This is a genomic window from Exiguobacterium sp. HSB13, from assembly GCF_056764755.1.
Genome location: NZ_JBUZOM010000001.1, coordinates 873,499 through 895,722, shown reverse-complemented (window position 1 = coordinate 895,722; position 22,224 = coordinate 873,499). Strand labels below are relative to the sequence as shown.

Annotated in this window: 26 protein-coding genes; 12 read left to right on the top strand and 14 right to left on the bottom strand. The window is 48.1% G+C overall.

From position 1 onward, the window contains the following. Positions 1-236: 236 nt before the first annotated feature. Complete coding sequence (locus tag ACZGCQ_RS04835) at positions 237-2,495, top strand: putative bifunctional diguanylate cyclase/phosphodiesterase (protein ID WP_481265661.1); 2,259 nt, start codon at positions 237-239, stop codon at positions 2,493-2,495. 53 nt (positions 2,496-2,548) lie between these two features. Here ACZGCQ_RS04835 and ACZGCQ_RS04830 read toward each other — a convergent pair whose 3' ends face one another. After that, a complete protein-coding gene (locus ACZGCQ_RS04830; protein WP_481265660.1) occupies positions 2,549-3,850 on the bottom strand; it encodes a hemolysin family protein in 1,302 nt (433 codons plus the stop codon). Positions 3,851-4,132: 282 nt separating this feature from the next. Here ACZGCQ_RS04830 and ACZGCQ_RS04825 point away from each other — a divergent pair, with 282 nt between their 5' ends. From ACZGCQ_RS04825 to ACZGCQ_RS04815, 3 genes are all read left to right on the top strand, one after another. Continuing rightward, complete coding sequence (locus ACZGCQ_RS04825) at positions 4,133-5,185, top strand: YrzE family protein (RefSeq protein ID WP_481265659.1); 1,053 nt, start codon at positions 4,133-4,135, stop codon at positions 5,183-5,185. Positions 5,186-5,302: 117 nt separating this feature from the next. Further along, a complete protein-coding gene (locus tag ACZGCQ_RS04820) occupies positions 5,303-5,896 on the top strand; it encodes a TetR/AcrR family transcriptional regulator (RefSeq protein ID WP_290776879.1) in 594 nt (197 codons plus the stop codon). A gap of 17 nt (positions 5,897-5,913) precedes the next feature. Next, positions 5,914-7,095, top strand: a complete 1,182-nt coding sequence (locus ACZGCQ_RS04815; RefSeq protein WP_481265658.1) for an MFS transporter — start codon at positions 5,914-5,916, stop codon at positions 7,093-7,095. 39 nt (positions 7,096-7,134) lie between these two features. Here ACZGCQ_RS04815 and ACZGCQ_RS04810 read toward each other — a convergent pair whose 3' ends face one another. From ACZGCQ_RS04810 to ACZGCQ_RS04795, 4 genes are all read right to left on the bottom strand, one after another. Further along, complete coding sequence (locus ACZGCQ_RS04810) at positions 7,135-7,740, bottom strand: HAD-IA family hydrolase (RefSeq protein WP_481265657.1); 606 nt, start codon at positions 7,738-7,740, stop codon at positions 7,135-7,137. Next, positions 7,712-8,623: a PhzF family phenazine biosynthesis protein gene (locus ACZGCQ_RS04805; RefSeq protein ID WP_481265656.1), complete on the bottom strand. Its 912-nt coding sequence runs from the start codon at positions 8,621-8,623 to the stop codon at positions 7,712-7,714. Before ACZGCQ_RS04805 ends, ACZGCQ_RS04810 begins: the two co-directional genes overlap by 29 nt. Next, entirely contained in the window at positions 8,620-9,672 is a 1,053-nt protein-coding gene (locus tag ACZGCQ_RS04800) for a flavin monoamine oxidase family protein (RefSeq protein ID WP_481265655.1), read from the bottom strand. Before ACZGCQ_RS04800 ends, ACZGCQ_RS04805 begins: the two co-directional genes overlap by 4 nt. Before the next feature lie 80 nt (positions 9,673-9,752). Next, positions 9,753-9,929 (bottom strand): hypothetical protein, encoded by a 177-nt coding sequence (locus ACZGCQ_RS04795; RefSeq protein ID WP_481265654.1) that lies wholly within the window; start codon positions 9,927-9,929, stop codon positions 9,753-9,755. A gap of 213 nt (positions 9,930-10,142) precedes the next feature. Here ACZGCQ_RS04795 and ACZGCQ_RS04790 point away from each other — a divergent pair, with 213 nt between their 5' ends. The 3 genes from ACZGCQ_RS04790 to ACZGCQ_RS04780 all read left to right on the top strand — a co-directional run bounded on the left by ACZGCQ_RS04790 (position 10,143) and on the right by ACZGCQ_RS04780 (position 11,255). Continuing rightward, entirely contained in the window at positions 10,143-10,424 is a 282-nt protein-coding gene (locus ACZGCQ_RS04790) for a hypothetical protein (protein WP_481265653.1), read from the top strand. Between the two features lie 163 nt (positions 10,425-10,587). Further along, the gene (locus tag ACZGCQ_RS04785) at positions 10,588-10,797 is read left to right on the top strand and encodes a helix-turn-helix transcriptional regulator (protein ID WP_214723164.1); all 210 of its coding nucleotides are present in this window, start codon (positions 10,588-10,590) and stop codon (positions 10,795-10,797) included. After that, a complete protein-coding gene (locus tag ACZGCQ_RS04780; RefSeq protein WP_481265652.1) occupies positions 10,794-11,255 on the top strand; it encodes a DUF2178 domain-containing protein in 462 nt (153 codons plus the stop codon). Before ACZGCQ_RS04785 ends, ACZGCQ_RS04780 begins: the two co-directional genes overlap by 4 nt. Here the strand turns inward: ACZGCQ_RS04780 and ACZGCQ_RS04775 are convergent. Continuing rightward, a complete protein-coding gene (locus tag ACZGCQ_RS04775; protein ID WP_481265651.1) occupies positions 11,252-11,668 on the bottom strand; it encodes a GNAT family N-acetyltransferase in 417 nt (138 codons plus the stop codon). The two genes, ACZGCQ_RS04780 and ACZGCQ_RS04775, sit on opposite strands and share 4 nt — an antisense overlap. Positions 11,669-11,747: 79 nt before the next feature. Between ACZGCQ_RS04775 and ACZGCQ_RS04770 the strand changes: the two genes are divergently transcribed. Together ACZGCQ_RS04770 and ACZGCQ_RS04765 are read left to right on the top strand one after the other, a co-directional pair. Then, complete coding sequence (locus ACZGCQ_RS04770; protein ID WP_481265650.1) at positions 11,748-12,278, top strand: N-acetyltransferase family protein; 531 nt, start codon at positions 11,748-11,750, stop codon at positions 12,276-12,278. Further along, entirely contained in the window at positions 12,275-13,060 is a 786-nt protein-coding gene (locus ACZGCQ_RS04765; RefSeq protein WP_481265649.1) for an endonuclease/exonuclease/phosphatase family protein, read from the top strand. Before ACZGCQ_RS04770 ends, ACZGCQ_RS04765 begins: the two co-directional genes overlap by 4 nt. Before the next feature lie 40 nt (positions 13,061-13,100). Here ACZGCQ_RS04765 and ACZGCQ_RS04760 read toward each other — a convergent pair whose 3' ends face one another. Next, on the bottom strand, positions 13,101-13,586 hold the full coding sequence (locus ACZGCQ_RS04760) for a YusW family protein (RefSeq protein ID WP_481265648.1): 486 nt from the start codon (positions 13,584-13,586) through the stop codon (positions 13,101-13,103). Further along, positions 13,583-14,200, bottom strand: a complete 618-nt coding sequence (locus ACZGCQ_RS04755; protein WP_481265647.1) for a flavodoxin family protein — start codon at positions 14,198-14,200, stop codon at positions 13,583-13,585. The genes ACZGCQ_RS04760 and ACZGCQ_RS04755 overlap by 4 nt, the downstream gene beginning before the upstream one ends. 330 nt (positions 14,201-14,530) lie before the next feature. Here ACZGCQ_RS04755 and ACZGCQ_RS04750 point away from each other — a divergent pair, with 330 nt between their 5' ends. Then, entirely contained in the window at positions 14,531-15,277 is a 747-nt protein-coding gene (locus ACZGCQ_RS04750; RefSeq protein WP_133208586.1) for a bacteriorhodopsin, read from the top strand. 32 nt (positions 15,278-15,309) lie between these two features. Here the strand turns inward: ACZGCQ_RS04750 and ACZGCQ_RS04745 are convergent, their stop codons facing one another. Beyond that, positions 15,310-15,732, bottom strand: a complete 423-nt coding sequence (locus tag ACZGCQ_RS04745; RefSeq protein ID WP_481265646.1) for a hypothetical protein — start codon at positions 15,730-15,732, stop codon at positions 15,310-15,312. A gap of 81 nt (positions 15,733-15,813) precedes the next feature. Between ACZGCQ_RS04745 and ACZGCQ_RS04740 the strand changes: the two genes are divergently transcribed. Next, positions 15,814-16,317: a DNA topology modulation protein gene (locus ACZGCQ_RS04740; RefSeq protein WP_481265645.1), complete on the top strand. Its 504-nt coding sequence runs from the start codon at positions 15,814-15,816 to the stop codon at positions 16,315-16,317. Positions 16,318-16,460: 143 nt separating this feature from the next. On the opposite strand, the gene ACZGCQ_RS04735 is transcribed toward ACZGCQ_RS04740, so the two are convergent. Continuing rightward, a complete protein-coding gene (locus ACZGCQ_RS04735; protein WP_481265644.1) occupies positions 16,461-18,167 on the bottom strand; it encodes a methyl-accepting chemotaxis protein in 1,707 nt (568 codons plus the stop codon). A gap of 161 nt (positions 18,168-18,328) precedes the next feature. Between ACZGCQ_RS04735 and ACZGCQ_RS04730 the strand changes: the two genes are divergently transcribed. Next, positions 18,329-19,381 carry a C45 family autoproteolytic acyltransferase/hydolase gene (locus ACZGCQ_RS04730; RefSeq protein WP_481265643.1) on the top strand — a complete coding sequence of 351 codons (1,053 nt, stop codon included), beginning with the start codon at positions 18,329-18,331 and terminating at the stop codon, positions 19,379-19,381. Positions 19,382-19,420: 39 nt separating this feature from the next. Here the strand turns inward: ACZGCQ_RS04730 and ACZGCQ_RS04725 are convergent, their stop codons facing one another. The 4 genes from ACZGCQ_RS04725 to ACZGCQ_RS04710 all read right to left on the bottom strand — a co-directional run bounded on the left by ACZGCQ_RS04725 (position 19,421) and on the right by ACZGCQ_RS04710 (position 22,007). Further along, complete coding sequence (locus tag ACZGCQ_RS04725; protein WP_481265642.1) at positions 19,421-19,897, bottom strand: GNAT family N-acetyltransferase; 477 nt, start codon at positions 19,895-19,897, stop codon at positions 19,421-19,423. Continuing rightward, entirely contained in the window at positions 19,879-20,457 is a 579-nt protein-coding gene (locus ACZGCQ_RS04720; RefSeq protein ID WP_481265641.1) for a GNAT family N-acetyltransferase, read from the bottom strand. The genes ACZGCQ_RS04725 and ACZGCQ_RS04720 overlap by 19 nt, the downstream gene beginning before the upstream one ends. 34 nt (positions 20,458-20,491) lie before the next feature. Beyond that, positions 20,492-20,980: an N-acetyltransferase family protein gene (locus tag ACZGCQ_RS04715; RefSeq protein WP_481265640.1), complete on the bottom strand. Its 489-nt coding sequence runs from the start codon at positions 20,978-20,980 to the stop codon at positions 20,492-20,494. A gap of 121 nt (positions 20,981-21,101) precedes the next feature. Then, a complete protein-coding gene (locus tag ACZGCQ_RS04710; RefSeq protein WP_481265639.1) occupies positions 21,102-22,007 on the bottom strand; it encodes a methyl-accepting chemotaxis protein in 906 nt (301 codons plus the stop codon). Positions 22,008-22,224: the final 217 nt, after the last annotated feature.

The following is a 22,224-nucleotide window of genomic DNA, read 5'->3' as shown; positions in this document are numbered from 1 at the left end:
CATTCATAGATGGACTTCATTTTCTTTATCGTCACCTATAATTGACATTTGAATGGCTATCATTCGAAAATCCAAAATTTTCATATGGAATTTCCCGTCATGATTGGTACTTTTGATGTGCGACACTCGCCCATTTCCTCAAGCATTCTAGGTAAGCACCCTTCAAAAAATGGAAAATTTGACCGATATCTATATAACACTTCTCGCTTTTTAACTTAAGGAGGTCCGTTCAACTCATGTGGCGTTACTTCTCTTTCATCGTCTTTCCTGTATTCCTGGTTTTCTATGGTTGGATTCGTTTTGGACCTGCTGAAGAGTGGGCACACTTGATTGGAATCAACGTCTTTCATATGATGGCGGGTCTGATTGCCGCCTATTGGATGATTCGCGCACGCATTGAACAGCGCAATCCACACCTCCGTTTTCTAAGTTTCTTGTTCGCAGGTCTTCTATTACACGTCCTCGGGAATGGTCTATGGCTGTTCCTTCAATTGACAGACGGACGGGTCGATGCACCGATTGCCTCGACCATTCTTTGGTGTTTGTCTTATTTCAGCTATGTCTTAGCGCTAATCACGAAGATGCGTAGCATCGGATTGAACTTCACGAATAAGAACTACATCTTCAATTTAGTCGTGTTCATGACGACGGCTTTCGTCATGAGCGACTATTATTTATTGCAACCCTATTTTGAGATCCTGAATCCCTCGCTCGAGCGAACGATCTCCACCTTCGGATTTCTCATTGCTGATGTGTTACTCCTCTTTTTCAGTGCGATTTTGTACTACCATGTTCGTTATAACCAAGGAAAACCGCATCACCGTTTTCTCGTCGTTGGTTTTTTGTTTCAAGTGTGCGGTGATGTCATGCTTACCGTCTTTACGTTTAACAACAGTCCGTTTCTCGAACATCTCGTCGATGTTTTCTGGGTCATCGCGCTTCTGTCCATCGGATGGAGTGGTCATTTAGAAGGAAAACAGCATCCGCAACAAGAACGACTCTTTCGTTCTCAGCGAACGGTAACGGAACGCGATTTCATCTTGCCTTATGTCAGCATCGGTTTACTGACAGGGTTCGTCTTATCGACTTATGACTGGTACCTCAATATTCTATCGAGCGGTTGGCTGCTCTTGTTCTCTCTTGTTCTCGGTCGGCAAATCTTTACGTTACGTAGCAACAATCGATTGCTAAACGAAGTCTCATTCATCGCTTACCACGATTCGCTGACACAGCTCGCGAATCGCCAACACTTCATCGAACGGCTTACGAACGACTTACCGCGTTCTTTTGCGGCCGTCTCGCTTGATTTACATCGTTTGACGATCGTCAATGATACTATGGGGCATGCGACGGGAGATCGTGTGTTGGTCGAGACCGCGAATCGACTTCGGCTGTTGCGTCACGATGATCTGGAAATCTACCGAATCGGTGGGGATGAGTTCGCGCTCATCCTTCCGTACGCGACAAATGATTCGTTGACCGCTCTTGAACAGGCTTTATTACACCAATTCGAGCGCCCGTTCCGAATTCGCGGATATTCGATTCAAGTCACCATCCATGCTGGTAGTTGTCTCATCGAAGACACTTCCTTGCACCAGGACATTCTTCCTTGTCTTGATACGGCACTTCTTCAAGCGAAACAACAAGGACCGATGCACTGCGTCCGGTATGATGAACGACTCCACCAATGGTTCAATCGGAAGATCCAGCTGGAAATGGATATCCCCGCAGCGATCGAGAACAATCAATTCCAACTGGTCTATCAGCCAAAAGTCGATCTGATGACAAACCGTCCAATCGGTATGGAAGCACTCGTTCGTTGGCATCATCCAGTCTTTGGTTTGATTTCTCCCGTCGAATTCATCTCGATTGCTGAAGAGAGCGGTCACATCATTGCTCTTGGACGCTGGATTCTAAAGACGGCATGCCGCAGGACATTTGACTGGCATGCGCAAGGCTATCCGCTGATCGTCGCTGTCAATATCTCCGTTCCACAGTTTAAGGATCAACATTTACTAAACATGATTGAAGAGACCTTGTCTGAGACGAACTTATCTCCAGCTTATCTTGAACTCGAAATTACCGAAAGCGTCTTACAAGACGTCTCAGATAGCAGCAAGATGTTACACACGTTGCGCAATCAGGGAATTCACTGTGCCATCGATGACTTCGGAACCGGTTTCTCTTCTTTATCCATCCTGCATCAACTGCCAGTCCATTCACTGAAGATTGATAAATCATTCGTCGATGATTGTCCGGAAACAACAGGGGGAGCTGCTTTACTTCCACATATCATCGCAATGGGACAAACGATTGGTCTGACGATGATCGCAGAAGGTGTCGAAAACGAAGCGCAGCACTTGTATCTTAAATCCATCGGATGCCACATCGGTCAGGGGTATTACTATGCACGTCCTTTATCGGAAGAAGCATTTTCTCTGTATTTGAAGGAACAGTTACCACCAACCGAATCCAATCTCCCCACTGCCCGATAAAAAAGACCCGTCTGCTCAGTAGATTGAACTACTAAGCAAAACGGGTCTTTATTTTAGCTTGACGGCAAGGTCAACTTGACATCCTGAATCTGGTAGTGAGCAGAACGCAAGATCTCAAGCGTAAACGCCTCATCTGTGACGATCGTTCCCTCTTCAAAAGCAGCCGTCCGTGATTGGATATAGCCACCAATCGTGTCGACCGCCTCTGATTCAGTGAACCGAAGACCAAATCGTTCTTCGATCTCAACTAATAGGACAGTACCCGCTAATCGATACGAGCCGTCCGGTAACTGTTCGATCTCGGCTTGCTCCGCTTCATCGAATTCATCGCGGATGTCACCGACGATTTCCTCCAAAATATCCTCCATCGTGATCAAACCGGATGTCCCACCATACTCGTCGATGACGAGAGCGATGTGTGACCGTGTCTGCTTCATCTTCAAGAGTGTTTCTTGCAGCGGTGTCAATTCCGAAACGACCGGCAACGGTTTAAGGAACGAGGCGAGTTCTCGTTCGTCTTGTACCGCGTGATGGGCGAGCACTTCCTTGACGTTGATATAACCACTAATCCGGTCCTTATCCGTTCCTTCACTGACCGGGTAACGTGTATACGGATTGTCAGACATCGTCTGTAATAGATTTTCCCAACTCATCTCGTCCGAAATGACCATCATGTTCATCCGTGGCACCATGATGTCGCGCGTTACACGCTCATCAAACGCAAAGACGTTTTGCATCAAGGCGAGTTCCGATTGATTGATCTCACCACTTTGAAAACTTTGTGCCATGATGATCTTCAACTCTTCTTCGGAATGGGCTTGTTCGTGACCGGCAGGTTTCACACCGAACATCCGCAAGAGGACACGGGCCGAACCGTTCATGATCCAGATGAATGGATACATGACTTTTCCGAATACATAGAGTGAAGGAGCTAGCAGTAACGTCATCCGTTCCGCATACTGGATCGCGAGCGTCTTCGGTGCAAGTTCTCCGATGACGACGTGGAGAAACGTCACGAAGATGAAAGCAATACTGTATGAGAGAATCGTTGAGAGCGCAACGGCGACACCAAGTTCATCAAAGACCGGTGTCAACAATTTCTCGACGGTCGGTTTTCCGAGTGCACCCAGACCAAGTGCAGTGATCGTAATACCGAGCTGACAGGCCGACAAGTAATAATCGAGATCTCCTGCGACCTTCTTCGCAAGTACTGCTCCCTTTTTTCCTTCTTGCACCATCTGGTCGAGACGTGACATCCGGACTTTAACGACAGCAAATTCCGAACCGACGAAAAACGCGGTCAAACCAATCAATACGACGAGCAACAACAAATTCAGTGTTAAGACGATGTCCAACTTGTATCCCCCTAGAAGCGGGGGATCACCTCCTTTTGATTTTAAACTGTACAGTATAACGTGACACTTGATAAGAGTGTACGATGCTTTTTCTTCAAACGCAACCAATATCACTTCGTTGAAGTTCATACGACCGTTAATCATGTACCTGTAATACTAGGTTTCTCTTATTTAGTTACCGGTTATATAAGAGCTATGCGCGTAAGAAACTTGAGGTGAAGCTTTTACATTCATGAACATCTCGAACTTGAAAGACCAATTTGGGGAGAGGTAGTGCTTATTATGGAAAAAACAAACAGAGGCTTTTCATCGCATTTCCGAGCGGAAGCGGACGGAGCAGGTCGTAACATCTCATGGAGTTCGATTTTTGCAGGTGTGGTATCATTTCTATCTTTATTGATCTTATTCAGTTTAATCGGTTCAGCAATTGGACTCGGCGTCACGGACGTCACGTCGAATAACCCGTTCGATGGTGTCGGCACTGGCTTGATCATCTGGGCAATCCTTTCATTGCTCATCTCGCTGTTCGTTGCCGGATTCGTCTCCGGTGTGACGTCGGCACGTGCCGGTCTCGTCCACGGTTTCTTGACATGGTCGACGAGCGTCATCCTCTTGTTCGCTCTTTTGACGTTCACGACGGTCAATACGTTACAATCGGTCGGCTCACTACTCGGGACGGTCGGTGGTGCGGCAGGTAACGGCATCGGATCCGTTGCTTCGACAGCGCAAGACGCTGCGACGAAAGGATTCGATTCGATTACGAAAAACGTTTCACAAATTGATACGAAAGAACTTGAAGGTAACGTTGACGAAATCTTAAAAGACACAGACATCAAAGAATTGCAACCAGGCTACTTGCAAAACGAACTTGACGCTGTGCAAGAAGACGTCACGGCTGCTGGTAAGGAAGCAATCACAAAACCAGAAAACTTCGATACGATCGTCCAGGATCTCGGTGATTCATTGACAGCACGAGCTGAAAAAATCGAGAAATCGGTCGATGAAGATAAAATCGCTGACGCTGTCGCGAAGAACACTGATCTAACAGGTGCTGAAGCGGAAGAAGCGACACAAAACATCGTCGATGGTCTCAATACGGCAACGAAAGAAACGACGCAACAAATCGAAAACGCGAAACAAACGCTTGATGAGACATCAGCTGACCTCAAGAAAACGGTCCAAGATGTCCGTGAGCAAACGGAACAAGCAACACAAACGGCATCAAAAGTTTCAATCTGGGCGTTCGTCGGACTGCTTCTGACACTCATCTTCACGTCATTCGCAGGAATCGTCGGCTCACGCGTCGCAACACGCGGTCGTGTCATGAATAAATAATGATTCCTCACTAACTGATTCCGCCATCGCGGAGTCAGTTTTTTTGTGCGGTAAGACAATCTGATTGACTCTATTTGAAATTTACTGTTACAGTGTTACCTAACGACCGTTAGGAAGGTGATTGATCTGAAAGCCCAACAATTGTTACAGACGAGCATCCATCATTTTGCCGCACATGGCTATGAAGGGGCATCGCTGCAAGAAATTGCGACAGAGGTCGGTATTAAAAAACCATCGATCTATGCGCACTATAAAGGCAAGGATGACTTATTCCTGCAAGCGACGACGTATGCGTTGCAAGAACAAAAACGACGTTTCGCGACGTATTTTACGAACACGCGAAAGCAGCCGCTCGAACAATCGTTGCATGGTTTCTTTGACTGGTTCATTTCGGAACAGCAAGACGATATCCTGATGCGCTTCATTCTTCGGGCTGCCTATTTTCCACCAGAAAAGCTCGAACAAGAGATGACGGACCGTTTCAATCCGTTTTTCGATTCATTGCACGATCTATTGACGCGATTACTACGCGAACGAGACCGAACAGAACAGATTCTCTTTTCGACGGATTACAAAAGTGCCGCACTCGCTTATTTGACGGTTGCTGAAGGTACGCTGACGGAACTCGTCTACAACGGTGTCGACGCGTTTCACGCTCGACAGCAGGCTGTCTGGCCGATCGTCTGGCGCGGTATGTCAAAAACGATTTAATTTTATTGAGGTGAACTATGCAAAACAATACATTGATTTTAAGTACACTCCTGCTCAACTTATTCATTGCCTTTTTAGGCATTGGACTCGTCATTCCCGTCACACCGACGATCATGAACGAGTTGAACATTTCCGGGGCGACAGTCGGTTACATGGTTTCCGCCTTCGCCTTTGCGCAACTGATTCTGTCACCACTCGCAGGACGTGCCGTCGACAAGTACGGTCGTAAACCGATGATCATCATCGGCTTGTTCATCTTCAGTATGTCCGAGCTCTTATTCGGTCTCGGTCAAAGCGTCGAAGTCCTGTTTGCGTCTCGGATTCTCGGTGGTGTCAGTGCGGCTTTCATCATGCCAGCCGTCACGGCATTCATCGCTGACATCACGACGAACGAGACTCGTCCAAAAGCGCTCGGATATATGTCTGCCGCCATCTCGACTGGTTTCATCATCGGACCGGGAATCGGTGGGTTCCTAGCAGATCTCGGAACACGGATGCCGTTCTTCTTTGCTGCTGCCTTCGGACTGACGGCGATGGTGTTATCCGTCTTTACGCTCAAAGAACCTAAGCGTCACTATGAGACAACGACGGTCAAACAACAGACAGGTTTCCGAAAAGTCTTCAGCCCGCTCTATTTCATCGCATTTCTTGTCCTGTTGATCTCATCGTTCGGTCTTGCCTCATTCGAGTCGTTGTTCGCCTTGTTCGTCGACCGCAAGTTTGGCTTCACGGCGAAGGATATCGCCCTTGCGATTTCTCTCGGTGCAATCGTCGGTGTCATCGTCCAAGTCGGATTGTTCGATCGGTTGACGCGCTGGTTCGGTGAGATTCGCTTGATTCGCTATAGTTTGATCGGTTCGACGTTACTCGTCGTCTTAATGACGTTCGTGACGAACTATATCTCGATCATTCTCGTGACGATGGTCGTGTTCGTCGGGTTCGACTTGATGCGACCTGCCGTTACGACCTATCTTTCAAAGATTGCCGGTAACGAACAAGGATTCGTCGGCGGGATGAACTCGATGTTTACGAGCATCGGGAACATCCTTGGACCGATCGTTGGTGGATTATTGTTCGACGTTAATTTGAACTATCCGTTCTATTTTGCGACAGCGATGCTTGCAGTCGGTATTTTACTGACGTACTTCTGGCGCGCACCACGCGCTGAAGCATCCGAAGCAGATCGATTGTCTTCTTAAAAAACAGCCCCGTTTCCAACAGTGGAAGCGGGGCTGTTTTTATGTCAGTAACAGTTCCTTTAATCGATCGATTGACGGTACGGTATACGTCGCAACTGTCTCTCTTGGTCGATTGCTTATCAAGCACGTCTTGATACCGGCACGATGTCCGGTTAAGACGTCAAGTTCCCGGTCGCCGATCATGATCGTCTCGTCTGGAGTCATCTGGTGACGGTCGATCAAGTACACGACAGCTTCCGGATCCGGCTTGCGAGCGAATCCATCCGGTGCCGTCAACACGTCTTGGAAATAATGGGTCACCCTGTGTTTTGCAAGCAACGCGTGGATTGATGTTCCGCGATGGGTGACGATATGGTGCGTCGCACCTCTCGTCGATAACGCCTCTAGCAGTTCACGGATTCCGGGAAACGGTTCAGATCGTTCTTGTTCGATGATCATCTTTTGTTGCTTGTAGTTCAGAATGAATGGTTCGGACACACCAAACGCCTCATACGTCGTTTTTGCCGAGATCGCCATTAGCTCTGCTACTTGCTCACGTTCGACCGTTTGCCCCTCACTCTCAAGCAAGTTCGCGAACACATCGACCAATACGGGATACGTATCAAACAACGTGCCGTCAAAATCCCAAATGAAATGTTTCAACATCTGCCTCTTCCTCTCCCATGCGCTTTACTCCGACAAAAACGGCTTGCCCATCCATCTCGACTTTCCATTTGTTATGATCAAGACCTTCGCCAGAAATACGGATTCCGACCTGACCGGGTCGTCCCATCTCGTGTCCTTGTTCGACGATGATCGCTGTTTCCGTTTCAAGTGGCTGGATGAATTTTCGGTAATAGACACCCATCACACCACTCGCTGTTCCCGTAACCGGATCTTCGACACTACCTGCTCCCGTTGCTGAGAAGTGACGTCCGTGAATCGTCGCTTGTCGGTCATATGTATCGAGACAAATCAGATGAATCGAGGCTTGTGGGAAGTCGGTCAGAACAGTGGCAAAGCGTTGGTTATCCGGCATCATCCGGTGAAAGTCCTCAAGTCGATGAATCGGTAGGAGCAGTGTCCAGTTCCCAGTACTGCCGTATACAATTGGCCACCGTTCATCGAGATGTTTCAATTCGAGACCAATCGCGGCTAGAACGTGCTTTGCGTCACCGTCAAACCGTTGTAATCGAGGTTGTCCTTGTTGCAAGCGAAACAATCCGTTCGCTATACGCATCACAGGCAAGATGCCTGACTTTGTCTCGATCTGACATGATGGAGATACACTGATCTTTGAATCGAGTGCCGTCAGTGCAGCAATCGTACCATGGCCGCATAAGTCCATTTCCTGTTCTGGTGCAAAGTAGCGCATGCGGTAATCCGCTTGCTCGGAAGTCAGGACAAACGTCGTCTCGGTAAAGCCATTCGTACGAGCGATTCGTTGCATTTCTGACTCAGTCAATTGATCGGCGTCTAAGACGACCCCAGCTGGATTACCTGCTCCAGGCGTCGTCGTGAACACATCATAATGTAGCGTCTCGATCATTTTTCTCCTCCTCGCTTTTCTAGATAGCGTTCAACGGATCGTAAGGCACCTTCTAAGTGTCCACCATGACTTGGATTGGTTTCTGTCCCAATCAGTGAAATCGCTGCATGCTCCACTCCGAGATTGATGGCGTGATACGCCGGGAAATCCACGAGCGGTGCTGCATCAGCTCGTGTTGCTGTCCAACTATCCGTCGACCAATCTTTATAAGCCCAACCAATCGACTGACGCGCTTGTTCACCGAACAAACGAACCAGCTGCGCGAGAACCGTTTCCTTGATTTCCGCCTCGGTCAATACCTGTCGTTCACGTGCCGGTGTCCGGAAAAAACCGAACAACGCTCCTGGTCCGTCTTGTGGGGAAGCGTCATGAATCTCTTGCACCATACCAGTCCAGCTGATTGCCTGACCGGACCAGCCCGAATCACGCCAAAACGGTCTTTCGTAAAGAACAAGACATTTCGCTTGCTGCGCCATCCAGGTTGGTAATGCTTCGAGTTCATCCAGAACTACTTCAGGTAAAGCTGGCACATACGATAACGTTGTCGCTAGACGTGGTGGTAGTGCGAGAACGATCTCATCGAACGGTTGACTCTTCCTTCCTGAACTGACAACAATCCGATTCATGACATCAATCTGGCTGATGGGAGACTTGAGTCGAATCGTTCCCGGTGTGAGTCGTGCAGCAAGTGCCGTAGCAACGGAGCGGATTCCGTCACGAAGGCGAAGCGCCGTCGGTTGATTCGCAACCAGATGCGACTCGATTCCGTCAGCCCGTTCGAGTCGAAGTGCTCCCGTCGCATATTGTTCGAGTGTCGGTAAGTCTAATCGATGGATCAAATCGACCATCAATGGTTCGCTGTCCGGCCAAAACCAAGTCGGTCCAAGATCAAACGCATATGTTCGACTATCAACTTCGAAATCGACCGTCTCGATTCTCCCGCCGATTCGGTCACGTGCTTCATAGATTGTCACGTCGTGTCCCAGTTCCTGCAAACGCGTCGCAAGATACAAACCACTGATTCCTGCTCCAATGATGGCCACGTTCATTTCACTTCATCCTCTCTATTTGAGATGCTTGTTTTAGTATACCGGAACACGTGAAAAAACAAGGACGAGACGTCCTTGCCTTAGGATGATTGCATTTGCTGCCAGTCGTCTTCTTCATAAATCGATTGAACCCATTCGATCGGAACATACAAGGATTGGGCAATCGCTTCGTCTGTTTTGCCCAGTTTTCGCAACAGGTGGACAATCCGAATCCTTCGTTCGAGCTCCCGGTCATCCGGTATCAGTTCAGGCATCATCTTCTCTTCTCCTTTCCACTGAATCGGCGATGGCGTTTTCAAAAGAATACCCGATAATTATCTGAATATTCCGATTGATGTGCAGATGCGAGGATTTTTGATAAAGTTCAGGGATAGATAACAGAAAGGAATCCATCGCTTTTTGTAGAATCATTTTTAATAAGTGCAATAGTAGGATTTCCTGCATCAAACTAACAGATTAGGAGGATACATATGATTAAACGTCAAGCACTGTTTCGTCTGTCGATTGGCTTACTGCTAATTGGTGTCTTTGGTGGTATCCTTTTAGATGCCATCGGCTTCTTTCCACATGCGACAGCTTATTTATTGAGTATTCCGATTGCTTCGAACGGCAAGGAGTTTTTAGTAGGATGGATCTTATCCGGCGTGACGATCATCGGGCTGGTCACGCTCTTCTTATCTTTACGTCATCACCAAGTCGTGACGACGTTCGCCTGTCTCTTAGCCGTCATAATAACACCACACATCCTGTGATTATTACACGGTAATATCACTTTTATACGATGAGTTACAACCGATCATGAAAAACCACTGAATCGAATCGATTCAGTGGTTTTTCATGATCAATAAGTAAAGTTGACTTTACAAATTGTAAAATGGACTTTACAATGTAAACAACTGGAAAGGAGGTCGTCAGATGAAACTGACGAACCATGTCCGCCTGTATCGTCAACAGCACAAGTGGACGCAAGAGCAATTCGCGGAAAGAATCGGTGTGACGCGCCAGACCGTCATCTCACTTGAAAAAGGGAGCTATACGCCGTCGCTCTTACTCGCGATGCAGATTGCCCGTGTATTCGATCGTCCGATCGAAGAACTATTTCAATTAGAGGAGGAATCCCGATGAAACGTGTCGTCACTCAATCCTTACTTAATTGTTGTCTCTACTTTTTAGCTGCTTATCTCATTAGTGCCATTCATGCTAATCTGCAGTTGTTTCAAGACGACCCTGTATCCGGTATGGGATTGTCGCTGGAATTGAATCTAATGAGCGTCCTTCCAGTACTAGTGGTTGCGATTGTCCTTTCGATCGTCAGTTATTTCTTACGAGAAGACCGTTCGCGTTCGTTTGCAACAGCAGAATTCTCTGACTCGGACGAACGTGAGGCACTAATCACCGGTAAAGCGACGCGCGCTGCGTACGTTGCTTTTATGATCAGCCTCCCCATCCTGATGATTGCCTTTTTATTCGAGCAACCGTTACTTCAACTCTATCCAGCGTTTCCGTTTTATGCGATTGCTCTTGTCTTATCGATCGGAACACTTACGTACATGTCAGCTTGGATCCTGCACGTCCGGCGTTAAAGTCGCTTGACGAAGAAATATTGAGTTTGTCCAATCGATGGATGATCGGTCAGGCGTCCATATTCTTCATAACCATGCTTGCGGTAAAAGTCTGGTGCTTGAAAATCAAACGTATCCAAAAGGATTTTCGTACACCTTGCTTCCTTTGCATATCCTTCGATTGCTTGCAGCAGGCGGGTTCCGACACCTGCCTGTCGTGCTGTATCGCTCACCCAAAGAAACTGGACATGAATGTGTTGCCAACCGTAAGACGCGGTAATTCCTCCGATGCATTCGCCCTTCTCATTATATGCTGTAAAACAAAGTTCTTCCGATTTTTCATATAAGGCTACAGGAACATGTTGCCGATTGTAGGCAATCAATTGCTCGCGGATGAACGTCCCATCTTCCTTCGTTCCAGTTTGAATTTTCATTTCTTCTCTCCTTAAATTTACAAATGATACCATTCCTGCCATAATGATAGCATATTCCATCTAGAACGGAGGATTACATATGCAGACGATGCACCACTCGTTCGATACACAACGGTACCAGATTCGACCGGCTCGACTTAGTGACGCTAAAGCCCTCGCTGAACTCCGCCAAACACTCGATGCGGAAACTGAATTCTTCGACCGAATGCCTGGTGAGGACGTGATGACGGCGAGCGATTTCGCGGATCAATTACGCGATGCCTCGGTTCCGGATCGTATCCTCGTCGTCGAGCGAGATGGACGACTCATCGCCTACGCTCGGTGTCGTGGGTTTCATTTAAAACGTTTCAAGCACAAGGCATCATTTGGACTAGGTGTACTTCAATCCGACTGGGGACAAGGAATCGGTACGCAACTGATCGAACGGATTGTTGCTTGGGCAAAAGCGCAATCCCTGCAAAAAATACAGCTCGAAGTCGTTGAGACCAATCTCGGCGCCATTCGCCTCTATCAGCGACATGGATTTCAAGAAGAAGGACGACTGCGTCATGACCGGTTACTATCGGACGGTTGCTTTTACGATACGGTGTTGATGGGCTTACAGCTATGAGTCTCTCGTTATCGATTGCGACCTATAACATCTGGCATCACCCATACGAACGACAAGAACGGTTCGAGGCGTTATGCGCGGAGATCAAGCAACACCAACCGGATATTCTCCTGCTACAAGAAGTCATGTCGACGTTTCATCCGGATGAACCATTCATTTCGATCGCCGAGCACCTCGCAGAGGCGACCGGTTATCCGTATATGATGATGGATCCTTACATGGATTCACCGGATGAAGGACTTGCCATTCTATCGAAATTACCGTTCGAACGAACGGATTCGAGTGCCGCTGCGACAGCAAATATCAACCACCATTGTGCGATTCGGATCCCGTTTTCGATTGACGGTGTGCGTTTTGCCATGACGAACATTCATTTCAATTGGCGTGCTTCAGACATTCGACTCGATCAACTTCGATTCGTCAACGAATGGATCGCCTCACAGACGGATGACACGACGATTGAGTTCTTAGGTGGTGACTTTAATGATGGTCCAAACTCTACTCTGCATCAAGCTACGCTTAAGGAGTGGGTCGATCTCGCTGACAGTTTTGCCGCTCGTACAGGACAAATTGCCGCCGCTACGCTTGATTCCGTGACGAATCCGTACGCAAGGAAAAATGACGGCGTCACAAGTCCCGTTCGATATGATTGGTTACTCTGTCAGCGTTCGCTTTCACCCGTGACCTTACAGCACGTTCAGCTGATCGGAAACCATCGACTGCCGCATCACCTTGTACCGAGCGATCATTACGGTGTCCTCGCTCATGTGTCGCTGCACTAAGACAACAGGTCTACACCCGTCACGGGCGCAGACCTGTTGTTTATTTTTTATATTCTTTTTCGTTTCCGTCTGAGAATTCGATTTCAACCTCTAAGCGGGAAGCATCTTGAATCGCAAACACACGCTCAACCTCACTGATGACCTCTTTTTCAGATGTATTCTCATCAATCTTTAAGTTCTTGAACTTCGCGTCGAGTTCCGCCATCGCGTCGTCTCCTTGCTTTTGCTCACCTTTATAGCGATATTCCGCTTCCGTTCCGTCATTATCTCGGTCATAACTAATATCGATGGCATCGTTATCCCCTTCAACATCCGCTTCAATCGACAGACTGTTAAAGCCATAATCCGTATCGGCATTTTTCGTCACCGTATCCTTGTCCTTCATCGTGTCGTCGGTCGTGTTCGAGTTCGTTGATCCTTCTTCGACCTTGTCCGTCGACGTTTCGTCGTTTCCGCAACCCGCAAGCATTAAACTCATGGCGAACAACGTGGCGACACCGTATCCTGTTAAACGTTGTTTTTTCATTCCATCACATTCCCTTCTGCTGGAATCGGATGCTCCTTTAACATCTTAGCAAAATGGTATAGGTTGGCAGCTAAAAACTGTGCGTGTCGCTTCGTAAAGTCATTGTCCCGTCCTGCTTCGATGTACGACGGTCCTGGTCCCGCTTCACCGACCCAGTAAGCATCGACGTTCGGCGGAATCGTAAAACCGATATGCGACAGACCGTACAAGATGGAAGCAGACGCATGTTTAGCTCCATCTTCATTCCCCGTGACGATGACGCCACCGACCTTGTTATAGTAGATGGCTTGTCCAAGATCGTTCGTCAGACCGCTCCCTCCGTACAATCGTTCAATGACTTGCGTCGCAACACTACTTTTTTCACCCAGCCAGAGCGGTGTTCCGATGACAACGATGTCGGCTCGTTTCACCTTTTCGAAAATCACTGGCCATTCATCTCCGTTGCCTTCGTCTTCCGTGACGCCGAACGCGACTTGGTGATCGACGATGCGGACAATTTCTGAAGTGACATTCTCCTCTTTCCAATATGCGATCATGTCACGGATCAGCGCCTCCGTATTCGATGGTTCACGTGATGCTTTTAAGGTACAGTTCAAGAATAAGGCATGCAACATCCATCCATCCTCCTTCGTCATTTTAAGTAACATCATTCGTCTTTAGTACTTTCCTTCTTCCATCGACGGATAAACTAAAAAACCCTCGCTTCAGCGAAGGCGGGTCATGACGGAATGTCTGAATCGATTTAGAGTTCATTTTGTTAAGCCCTATGACATCGAGGCTGATAGTGTGTCATCGATTGTTCCTCTCTAGGTGTGTCGAAATATTGTCAAACCGTTGATATGCGGCACATCAAGAGAATTCCGACATGACGTTCGACTGCTTCGTTCTCTATAAAATAGAAGTATGAAAGGTCGTGTCCACTTACGAAAAGGAGTCGAAACAACATGGAAGACGTTAACCTTCTCGTTCTTGCGACCCAGTATATGTTCTGGGTCGGATTCGTCGGAATGGCCGCCGGTACGCTATATTTTCTTGTCGAACGAAATTCCCTGGCCCCGGAATACCGCTCGACCGCAACAGTCGCTGCACTCGTCACGTTCGTCGCCGCGATTCATTATTATTTCATGAAGCAAGCTGTCGGGGAATCTGGTTTATTGTCGGAGATCGATGGCTTTCCGACTGAAATCCGCTACATCGATTGGCTCGTCACGACACCGCTATTGCTGATCAAGTTTCCGCTGTTACTCGGTTTAAAAGGTGGGAAAGGACGTTCCCTTCTAACGAAACTCGTCATCGCCGACATCATCATGATCATCGGTGGTTACATCGGAGAGTCGTCGATCAATCTAGCGGGTGGCTTCACACAACTCGGTCTTTGGGCATATGTCGTTGGTTGCATCGCATGGTTTTATATTATTTATCTGCTGTTTACGAACGTTACGAAAGCCGCTGAAGATAAACCTGCCCCGATTCGTAAAGCTTTGCTCCAGATGCGCTTGTTCATCTTGATCGGATGGGCGATCTATCCAGTTGGTTACGCGGTCACCTTGTTTGCTCCCGGCATCGAAGTGCAGCTCGTCCGCGAATTGATCTATAACTTCGCTGACTTGATCAACAAGGTCGGATTCGGTCTGATTGCCTTCTTCGCCGTTAAGACGATGTCCGCAACGCAAAAATTGAAATCCACTTAATCAAAAGACCGGATGCTCAAAACATCCGGTCTTTATCTGAATTGATGTTGTTGTTCATAAGAAATGTCTTCATTTTTGATGACATAACCCGCTAACTCGATATCATTTTCACGGAATTGCAACATATAAATCATATTCGGTTCATTCGCGAATTCGACTTCAATCATATACGGATTTGCTGAAGATTCATATGAAAACTTCTGTGATCTCATCGTGTATGCTTCTCCTGGAAACTGGCGGGCTAGCTCTACTTTTGCGCGCTTCGTATTCTCAGCAATCTGCTGATTGACAAGCGTCGGTCGGATGTACCAAAAGGAACTGCACCCGATTGCCACCAAACCAAGCAAAATCAAGCCATACCGCTTCCATCGTTTCGGGAGACACATCACGCCACAGCCGATTACGAGTAGTGTAAAAACGATCGTCATCCCTTCGATTATGAAATTTGGTACCATCTCATTCACTCCTTTCGTTCTATCCTCGACTAAAAAACCGTGGTATGATCAATTCCTATGACAAAAAATAGGAGGTATTGCATGCGAAAAATCATCTTGATCGGTTCCGGTGGATCCGGTAAATCGATGCTTGCCCGCGAGATGGGCAAAAAACTCAACTATCCCGTTGATCACCTCGACAGCTTATTGTGGCGTCCGAACTGGGAGGCGGTTTCGCGTGAGGAACAACGCCAGATTCAACAAACACTCATATCGCGAGACACGTGGATTATCGACGGTAATTACGGTGGAACGCTTGACTTACGAATCAATGCCGCGGATACGGTCATCTTCCTTGATTTACCGCGGACACTCTGTCTTTACCGGGCACTCAAACGGACGTGGCGCTACCGCAAGACCGGTCGACCGGATATGGCGGTAGACTGCCCGGAGAAATTATCGTTTGATTTTCTGAAGTGGATTTGGCGTTTCCCGATTGATAAACGACCGAGTATCCTTTTGACGCTTAAAGCGACGTCCGATAAACAAATCATTCATTTGACGTCCCGCCGCGCCGTCAAACAGTTTCTTCAATCACTTTCATAATATCCATCCATTGCCTTTCGTCATCCTTACTTCACCTGTACATACGACGAAACACGCTTACTTCCCTGCTTATTTTCCAGTCATTCCCACAAATAAAAAAACGACCATGACGGTTGCCCTTCATGGTCGCAGTTTTAAATTACTTAGACAGTAAACCTGCCTGTGACTTGTTTTAAATCATCCGCCATCGTCGCAAGCGACTGGGACGCAGACGAAATTTCTTCCATCGATGCCATCTGCTCCTCGGTCGAAGCGGAGATGTTTTGGGTTCCGGCAGCCGTTCCTTCCGTCACCGCTTGAATTGTTCGCATGACGGAGGCGATCTGCTCACTCGCTGCCGCCATTTCCTGTACGGCACCGGACACTTCTTCGACGTGCCCTGTCACGTCGGTGATGGCTGTCTCGATTTCTGAGAATGAGGCACCGGCTTGATCGACAACGGCAATTCCACTCGTCATCTCGGTCGAAACCTTCTCCATCGAGGCGACCGATGCTTCCGTCTCTTGTTGGATGACCCGAATCAACGACTCGATCTGTTTTGCCGAGACCGCCGACTGCTCCGCGAGCGTCTTGACTTCCGCTGCGACGACAGCGAATCCGCGTCCTTGTTCTCCAGCACGCGCTGCCTCGATTGCTGCGTTTAACGCGAGTAAGTTCGTCTGCGCCGCGACACCTTTGATCGAATCCGTGATTTGTCCGATTTCCTGTGATCGGTTACCAAGACCGTCAATGACGTGGCTCAGTCGAGAGACATCTTCTTGAATCCGTCCCATTTGGGTACCGAGTGTTCCGACGACTTGACCACCGAGAGCGACTTTTTCCATCGCATCCGCAGTGCGTTCCGTCATTTGTTGGGCATTACCGGCGACATAACGGACCGAGGTCGTCAACTCTTCGATCGTCCGTGAGGCATCCGATACTTGATGCAATTGTTGACTAGCACCGCTTGCCATCTCTTCCATCGTCACGGCGACCATTTCCGTTGCTTTCGTCGTCGATTCCGCGTTGACGCTGAGTTCGTCCGACGCAACAGCGACACGGTCAGCCGTACCGGTTAGTTCAAGCACGACTTGTTGCTGTGACGCAATCATTTCATTGAAGGACGTCGTCAACTGTCCAAGCTCGTCTTTTGAGTCGTATGTTCCACGGACGGTCAAGTCCCCGTTCCCCGATTGATCCATCCATCCCTGCAATTGACGAATCGGACGCGTGATGAGACGTGTAATGTACATTGCAAGTCCTGCAAACAAGAGAACCGCGAGTAAAAAGATGCCGAGCATTAAGTAAAAGGCCGTTTGTTTTTCTGCTTGATTCTGAGCGTCTAGCGTCTTTGCTTGTTTTGTCATCGAAGCCATCAACGACTTCGCTGAATTCGCGACGTTATCCCGGACTTGTTCCAGACCTTGCGTGTATGCCGTATAGGCTTCTTCGGTTTCGTTGCGCGTCGCCGCATCCTGGACGATCGTCATCGAATTATCATAGGCGAGGACATTATCCTTTAATTCTTCGAGCTGCTTCTTCTCTTGCGCATTAAAGTGTCCTGCTTTTTCGATTTTCGTGACTGATGCGCGAATCTGTTCCTGACGCGTATCGATGTCAGCTTGCAGCTCAGCGACTCGCGTCTCATCCTTCGTCAACATCATCTCGACTAAAAAAGAATCGAGTGCGCGAGTATCAACTCGGATTTGAGCCACTTCCTGGATCGGTATTAAGTTTTCCTGATACATCGCTCGGGAAGCGTTCGACATCTGATTCAAGAAATAGAGTCCTGCTCCCGCAATTAAAAGCATCGCAACGACGGCTGTTGCGATCAAAGCTTGTATCTTCCGTCTGACTGACATGTGTTTCATTCCATCCCCTCCCGTTTTTGTTATCGGTTTAAGAATGAAAAAGTTGACTATTTTTTCAATATTCCCATACTTTAGATGTGCTTAATTAAAGACTTGCCATACGACATTCTCCCTAACGTTCGATATAATCAGCATACAGCAGTTGAAGAAAGGATGATTGTATGCAACGTGTAGCCAATGAGATCACACAATTCCGCGGCAGTCATTATGAATTCGGTCGCGAACAAGGGCGTTACGTCAAACGAAACCAGTTGCTCCATAACCGGGAGGACAACTGGAAGATCCGTGTTCCGCGCTTTCAAGTCGATCCGGTCGAAACGAAGGAGATGTTTCTCCGCTACGCCCCGCATATTTGGGACGAGTTACTCGGACTTCAGGACGAACTTGAACTATCATTGCCAGATACGTTACTGCATTTCGGGCATTACCGGGTTGAAGGACCGAAAAGTGGTTGTTCGATCATGACCGGTGATAATTTCCTCGTCCGCAACTATGATTACCATCCGATGACATATGATGGTCGATTTTCTGTCTTTCAACCGAATGATGGCGGATCAGCAATCATCGGTCCGGCATCACGGGTAACAGGTCGGATGGACGGGATGAATGAACATGGGCTTGCAATGGGCTATAACTTCATCAACCGTCGCCGTCCGGGAGACGGGTTCGTCAGTTTCATGATCGGGCGGATCATCCTCGAGATATGCACGTCGGTCGACGATGCAATCTCACTCGTCAAGGAGATTCCGCATCGCGGATCGTTCACGTACGTCGTCCATGATAAATCCGCGCGTTCGTTCGTCATCGAGGCGACGGCACGAGACGTTCAGGTGCGCGAGACAAACATGTGCACGAATCACTTTGATTTGCTACAGCACGAAAACCGCTATCACCTCGATGACTCGAAACGTCGAATGATGGAGTTAAAGACGCATCAACACATGATTCAAGATGCGGAGTCCGCTTTTCGACTACTCAACGATACTGATAAAGGCGTCTTCGCTGATTTATATGCGCAGTGGGCGGGAACGATCCATACGTCTGCCTACTTCCCCGAAGAGTTGAAGGTCTGGTTCGCGCTTGGTGGTGATCAGGAGCCGGTCACGTTCGACTTTGCCGACTGGCTCGCTGGTAATGACTTTACAGCAAGCGAGATCACGGGTGAACTGGAGACAAACATTCAGTTCGCGAATACATTACAGACATGGCGTTAAACGAAAAAGCTTCCTCCTGCTCGCGCAAGAGGAAGCTTTTTAATGGCTGTCATCGAGACGTTTCGACATATGATAATCCGTCGTCTCGTAGCCAAGCGAGTGATACACATGAATCGCCCGTTCGTTATGGGCAAAGACGTGTAAAGAAATCTTCTTGACGTTCATCCGCTTTAGCATCACTTCGAGCAAGCGGAGTGCTTCCTTGCCGTAGCCTTGGTTTTGTTTATCAGACGTAATCTTGACGTCGAAGATGAACGCTTCACGTCCAAGCGGTCCCTTTATCACATGGACCCAGACCATTCCGACATCACTACCTGTCTCGTCACGAAACGTAAATAAATAATGATCCTTCGTCTTCAGACCTTCTGGCAACAATGTTGCGAACTCTCCTGTCGCCTTATCATGCGCCTCGTTCTCTGACCACGTACCGGCGCGACACTTATCTGCCGCATACTCCTCGATTGCGACCGGTAAGTAAGCATCATACGTCGCTTGATTCATTTGCTCGATGCGCATGCTGCCACCTCCTGCGTTTTCGTCCAGTCCCGTCGTAACATCGCATAGACCTGGAGGTCATGATAAGTCCCGTACAATTTCTCAGCGTCCCGTAAGACGCCTTCTTCCGTGAACCCGAGTCGTTCCGGGATCCGTCTACTCCGGACGTTTCCAGTCGCACACTCGATGACGACACGGTTTAAGCCGAGCGTCTCGAAACAGTAGTTTGTCACGAACCGGACGACGTCCGTCATGACGCCTTTTCGAAGTCCCTTTTCTCCTAAATAATAGCCGAGCGACGTTTGTCCGAGGTGTTGATTAATCTCATGCAAACCGATCGTTCCAACGAGCTCGTCCTCAAGATAAATGCCACATGTAAAGCCGTTGCCATCGGCGAATTGTTGCAGCCATGCTGGAATGACGATCTCCTGATATGTATTTGCCTCTGTTGCACCATCGACCCAACCGAGCCATTCGCGGAGATGTGCGCGATTGGCATCGACGAGTGCGAATAATCCTTCCGCATGGTGCCGTTCGATCAATTGAAGCGCTACGTGATCGGATACTTGTAACCTGAACATGACCTCTCCCCTTTCTAATATCTGTTGTTTGACGTCACGTCGTCGTTTCCCTGCTTGGTGTTACGTTCCATTCCATTCGTCTCGAGCGGACAGCCATTCCGAGTGCCTCGTAAAAGGCAATCGCTTCCTGATTGGCGTCATCGACGCCGAGTTCGATTTTGTCACAGCCAATCGTTTCCGCGTGCGCGTAAGCGGCTTGCATCAATCGTTTGCCGACGCCTTGTTTTTGATGCGTATCCGCAACGACGAGACTGATGACGCGTAAGTAATGTTTATCGAAGACGAAGCCGCTTCCTTCGACGATATCTTCCTTGAGGACGATTAAACCGGCAAGCCCGTCGTGTTCCGCAACGAGTAATGCATAATCCGGATTCTCGAGTTGCGACAGAAATAAGTCTTCCGGAACCGGCATCTCGTGCGGACGGTAATGGTCGGGTCGTAAGGCGACGTGTTGATCATGGATTTGCTGGAACAATGGAATCAATGCCTGAAAATCGTCAGGACGAGCAGTGCGGATATTCATCAGAAGTTCGCTCCTTTTTCGTTTTGTAGTATATTAACATATTATTCCATCAGATGGTTGGACTTTTTAAAATAAAAACGACATTCCATTTGATTGGAATGCCGTCTATCACGTGCCTGTTTTATATCGCTCGGGTAAAGTCTCGCGCTGTCTCCGTTAACGACGATGCTGCACTCTGAACGTCATGGAAGCGATCGACCGTTTCCGCGACGACCGTGACGCTTGCTTGCGCATCCGACGTTGCTTGCGTCATCGCACGGGCAATCCGCTGCAGTTCATCATTCATTCGCTGTGTCGTTTGCCGGACATCGACGACGGCTTGTTCGACGAGCTTTGAGAGATTTCGGACTTCCGTCGCGACGACATTGAATCCTTTGCCGTGTTCGCCAGCTCGCGCTGCCTCGATCGATGCATTCAGTGACAAGAGATTCGTCTGTGACGCAATTGTTTTGATCGTCTCGGTCACTTGAGCGATGTCCTGCGCTTGGTGTTGAAGCCGTTCAATCGTCTGATGGTTATCACGGGTCGTCTCGGCCATCTGTTCGATCGTTCGCCGTAACGCTTCGCTTTCCTGCTCGCCATGCGTCGACCGCGTATTTAAATCACTAGCAATCGTGTCAAACGAAGTCGCGAACTTTTGAATCGTCTGCTGACGATCCGTAATATCGGAGGCAATTTTCAAAACACCGGTCACTTCCGTTCCATCGTAAATCGGCATATAGGTTGCTTCTAGCCAAATCGATTGACCATGCGCATCGATGCGTTCAATTTTATCTGCCGTACTGAAGCCACTAAACAGCTTCTGCCAAAATGCTTGGTAACTGTCACTCATTGCAAACTCCGTCGTGCAGAAGAGGTGATGTTGCATCCCGATCATCTCTTCTCGTTTATATTTCATCGTCTTAGCAAATAAACCATTGACGTCGACGACACGACGTTGCCGGTCGAATCGAATCATTGCGACATTATCTCGCAGGGAGGCTAAAATATCTTGGGATCCTAGGTCGGTTGAAAGTTGGGTGGTCATGATTACAAGCTCCTCTCGCCATCTACCTCCTGTTACAGGCTATCCAAGATATTACAAATCGGAATAGTATGAATTAAAGATATATGACTAAAATTTTTTATCTTCTTTTTATATATCCAGACAACGATAGGATGAAACGTTATTTCTCTAAATATTCTTATCCTACACCTCTTTTTTAAACTTGTCTTTTTCTTCCGACCTGCTATACTCAAATCAA

Excerpts from the sequence above, each read along its gene's own strand:
- ACZGCQ_RS04835 (WP_481265661.1), top strand. The coding sequence starts at position 237 with ATGTGGCGTTACTTCTCTTTCATCGTCTTTCCTGTATTCCTGGTTTTC.
- ACZGCQ_RS04825 (WP_481265659.1), top strand. The coding sequence starts at position 4,133 with ATGGAAAAAACAAACAGAGGCTTTTCATCGCATTTCCGAGCGGAAGCG.
- ACZGCQ_RS04815 (WP_481265658.1), top strand. The coding sequence starts at position 5,914 with ATGCAAAACAATACATTGATTTTAAGTACACTCCTGCTCAACTTATTC.
- ACZGCQ_RS04810 (WP_481265657.1), bottom strand. The coding sequence starts at position 7,740 with ATGTTGAAACATTTCATTTGGGATTTTGACGGCACGTTGTTTGATACG.
- ACZGCQ_RS04805 (WP_481265656.1), bottom strand. The coding sequence starts at position 8,623 with ATGATCGAGACGCTACATTATGATGTGTTCACGACGACGCCTGGAGCA.
- ACZGCQ_RS04800 (WP_481265655.1), bottom strand. The coding sequence starts at position 9,672 with ATGAACGTGGCCATCATTGGAGCAGGAATCAGTGGTTTGTATCTTGCG.
- ACZGCQ_RS04795 (WP_481265654.1), bottom strand. The coding sequence starts at position 9,929 with ATGATGCCTGAACTGATACCGGATGACCGGGAGCTCGAACGAAGGATT.
- ACZGCQ_RS04790 (WP_481265653.1), top strand. The coding sequence starts at position 10,143 with ATGATTAAACGTCAAGCACTGTTTCGTCTGTCGATTGGCTTACTGCTA.
- ACZGCQ_RS04785 (WP_214723164.1), top strand. The coding sequence starts at position 10,588 with ATGAAACTGACGAACCATGTCCGCCTGTATCGTCAACAGCACAAGTGG.
- ACZGCQ_RS04780 (WP_481265652.1), top strand. The coding sequence starts at position 10,794 with ATGAAACGTGTCGTCACTCAATCCTTACTTAATTGTTGTCTCTACTTT.
- ACZGCQ_RS04775 (WP_481265651.1), bottom strand. The coding sequence starts at position 11,668 with ATGAAAATTCAAACTGGAACGAAGGAAGATGGGACGTTCATCCGCGAG.
- ACZGCQ_RS04770 (WP_481265650.1), top strand. The coding sequence starts at position 11,748 with ATGCAGACGATGCACCACTCGTTCGATACACAACGGTACCAGATTCGA.
- ACZGCQ_RS04765 (WP_481265649.1), top strand. The coding sequence starts at position 12,275 with ATGAGTCTCTCGTTATCGATTGCGACCTATAACATCTGGCATCACCCA.
- ACZGCQ_RS04760 (WP_481265648.1), bottom strand. The coding sequence starts at position 13,586 with ATGAAAAAACAACGTTTAACAGGATACGGTGTCGCCACGTTGTTCGCC.
- ACZGCQ_RS04755 (WP_481265647.1), bottom strand. The coding sequence starts at position 14,200 with ATGTTGCATGCCTTATTCTTGAACTGTACCTTAAAAGCATCACGTGAA.
- ACZGCQ_RS04750 (WP_133208586.1), top strand. The coding sequence starts at position 14,531 with ATGGAAGACGTTAACCTTCTCGTTCTTGCGACCCAGTATATGTTCTGG.
- ACZGCQ_RS04745 (WP_481265646.1), bottom strand. The coding sequence starts at position 15,732 with ATGGTACCAAATTTCATAATCGAAGGGATGACGATCGTTTTTACACTA.
- ACZGCQ_RS04740 (WP_481265645.1), top strand. The coding sequence starts at position 15,814 with ATGCGAAAAATCATCTTGATCGGTTCCGGTGGATCCGGTAAATCGATG.
- ACZGCQ_RS04735 (WP_481265644.1), bottom strand. The coding sequence starts at position 18,167 with ATGAAACACATGTCAGTCAGACGGAAGATACAAGCTTTGATCGCAACA.
- ACZGCQ_RS04730 (WP_481265643.1), top strand. The coding sequence starts at position 18,329 with ATGCAACGTGTAGCCAATGAGATCACACAATTCCGCGGCAGTCATTAT.
- ACZGCQ_RS04725 (WP_481265642.1), bottom strand. The coding sequence starts at position 19,897 with ATGCGCATCGAGCAAATGAATCAAGCGACGTATGATGCTTACTTACCG.
- ACZGCQ_RS04720 (WP_481265641.1), bottom strand. The coding sequence starts at position 20,457 with ATGTTCAGGTTACAAGTATCCGATCACGTAGCGCTTCAATTGATCGAA.
- ACZGCQ_RS04715 (WP_481265640.1), bottom strand. The coding sequence starts at position 20,980 with ATGAATATCCGCACTGCTCGTCCTGACGATTTTCAGGCATTGATTCCA.
- ACZGCQ_RS04710 (WP_481265639.1), bottom strand. The coding sequence starts at position 22,007 with ATGACCACCCAACTTTCAACCGACCTAGGATCCCAAGATATTTTAGCC.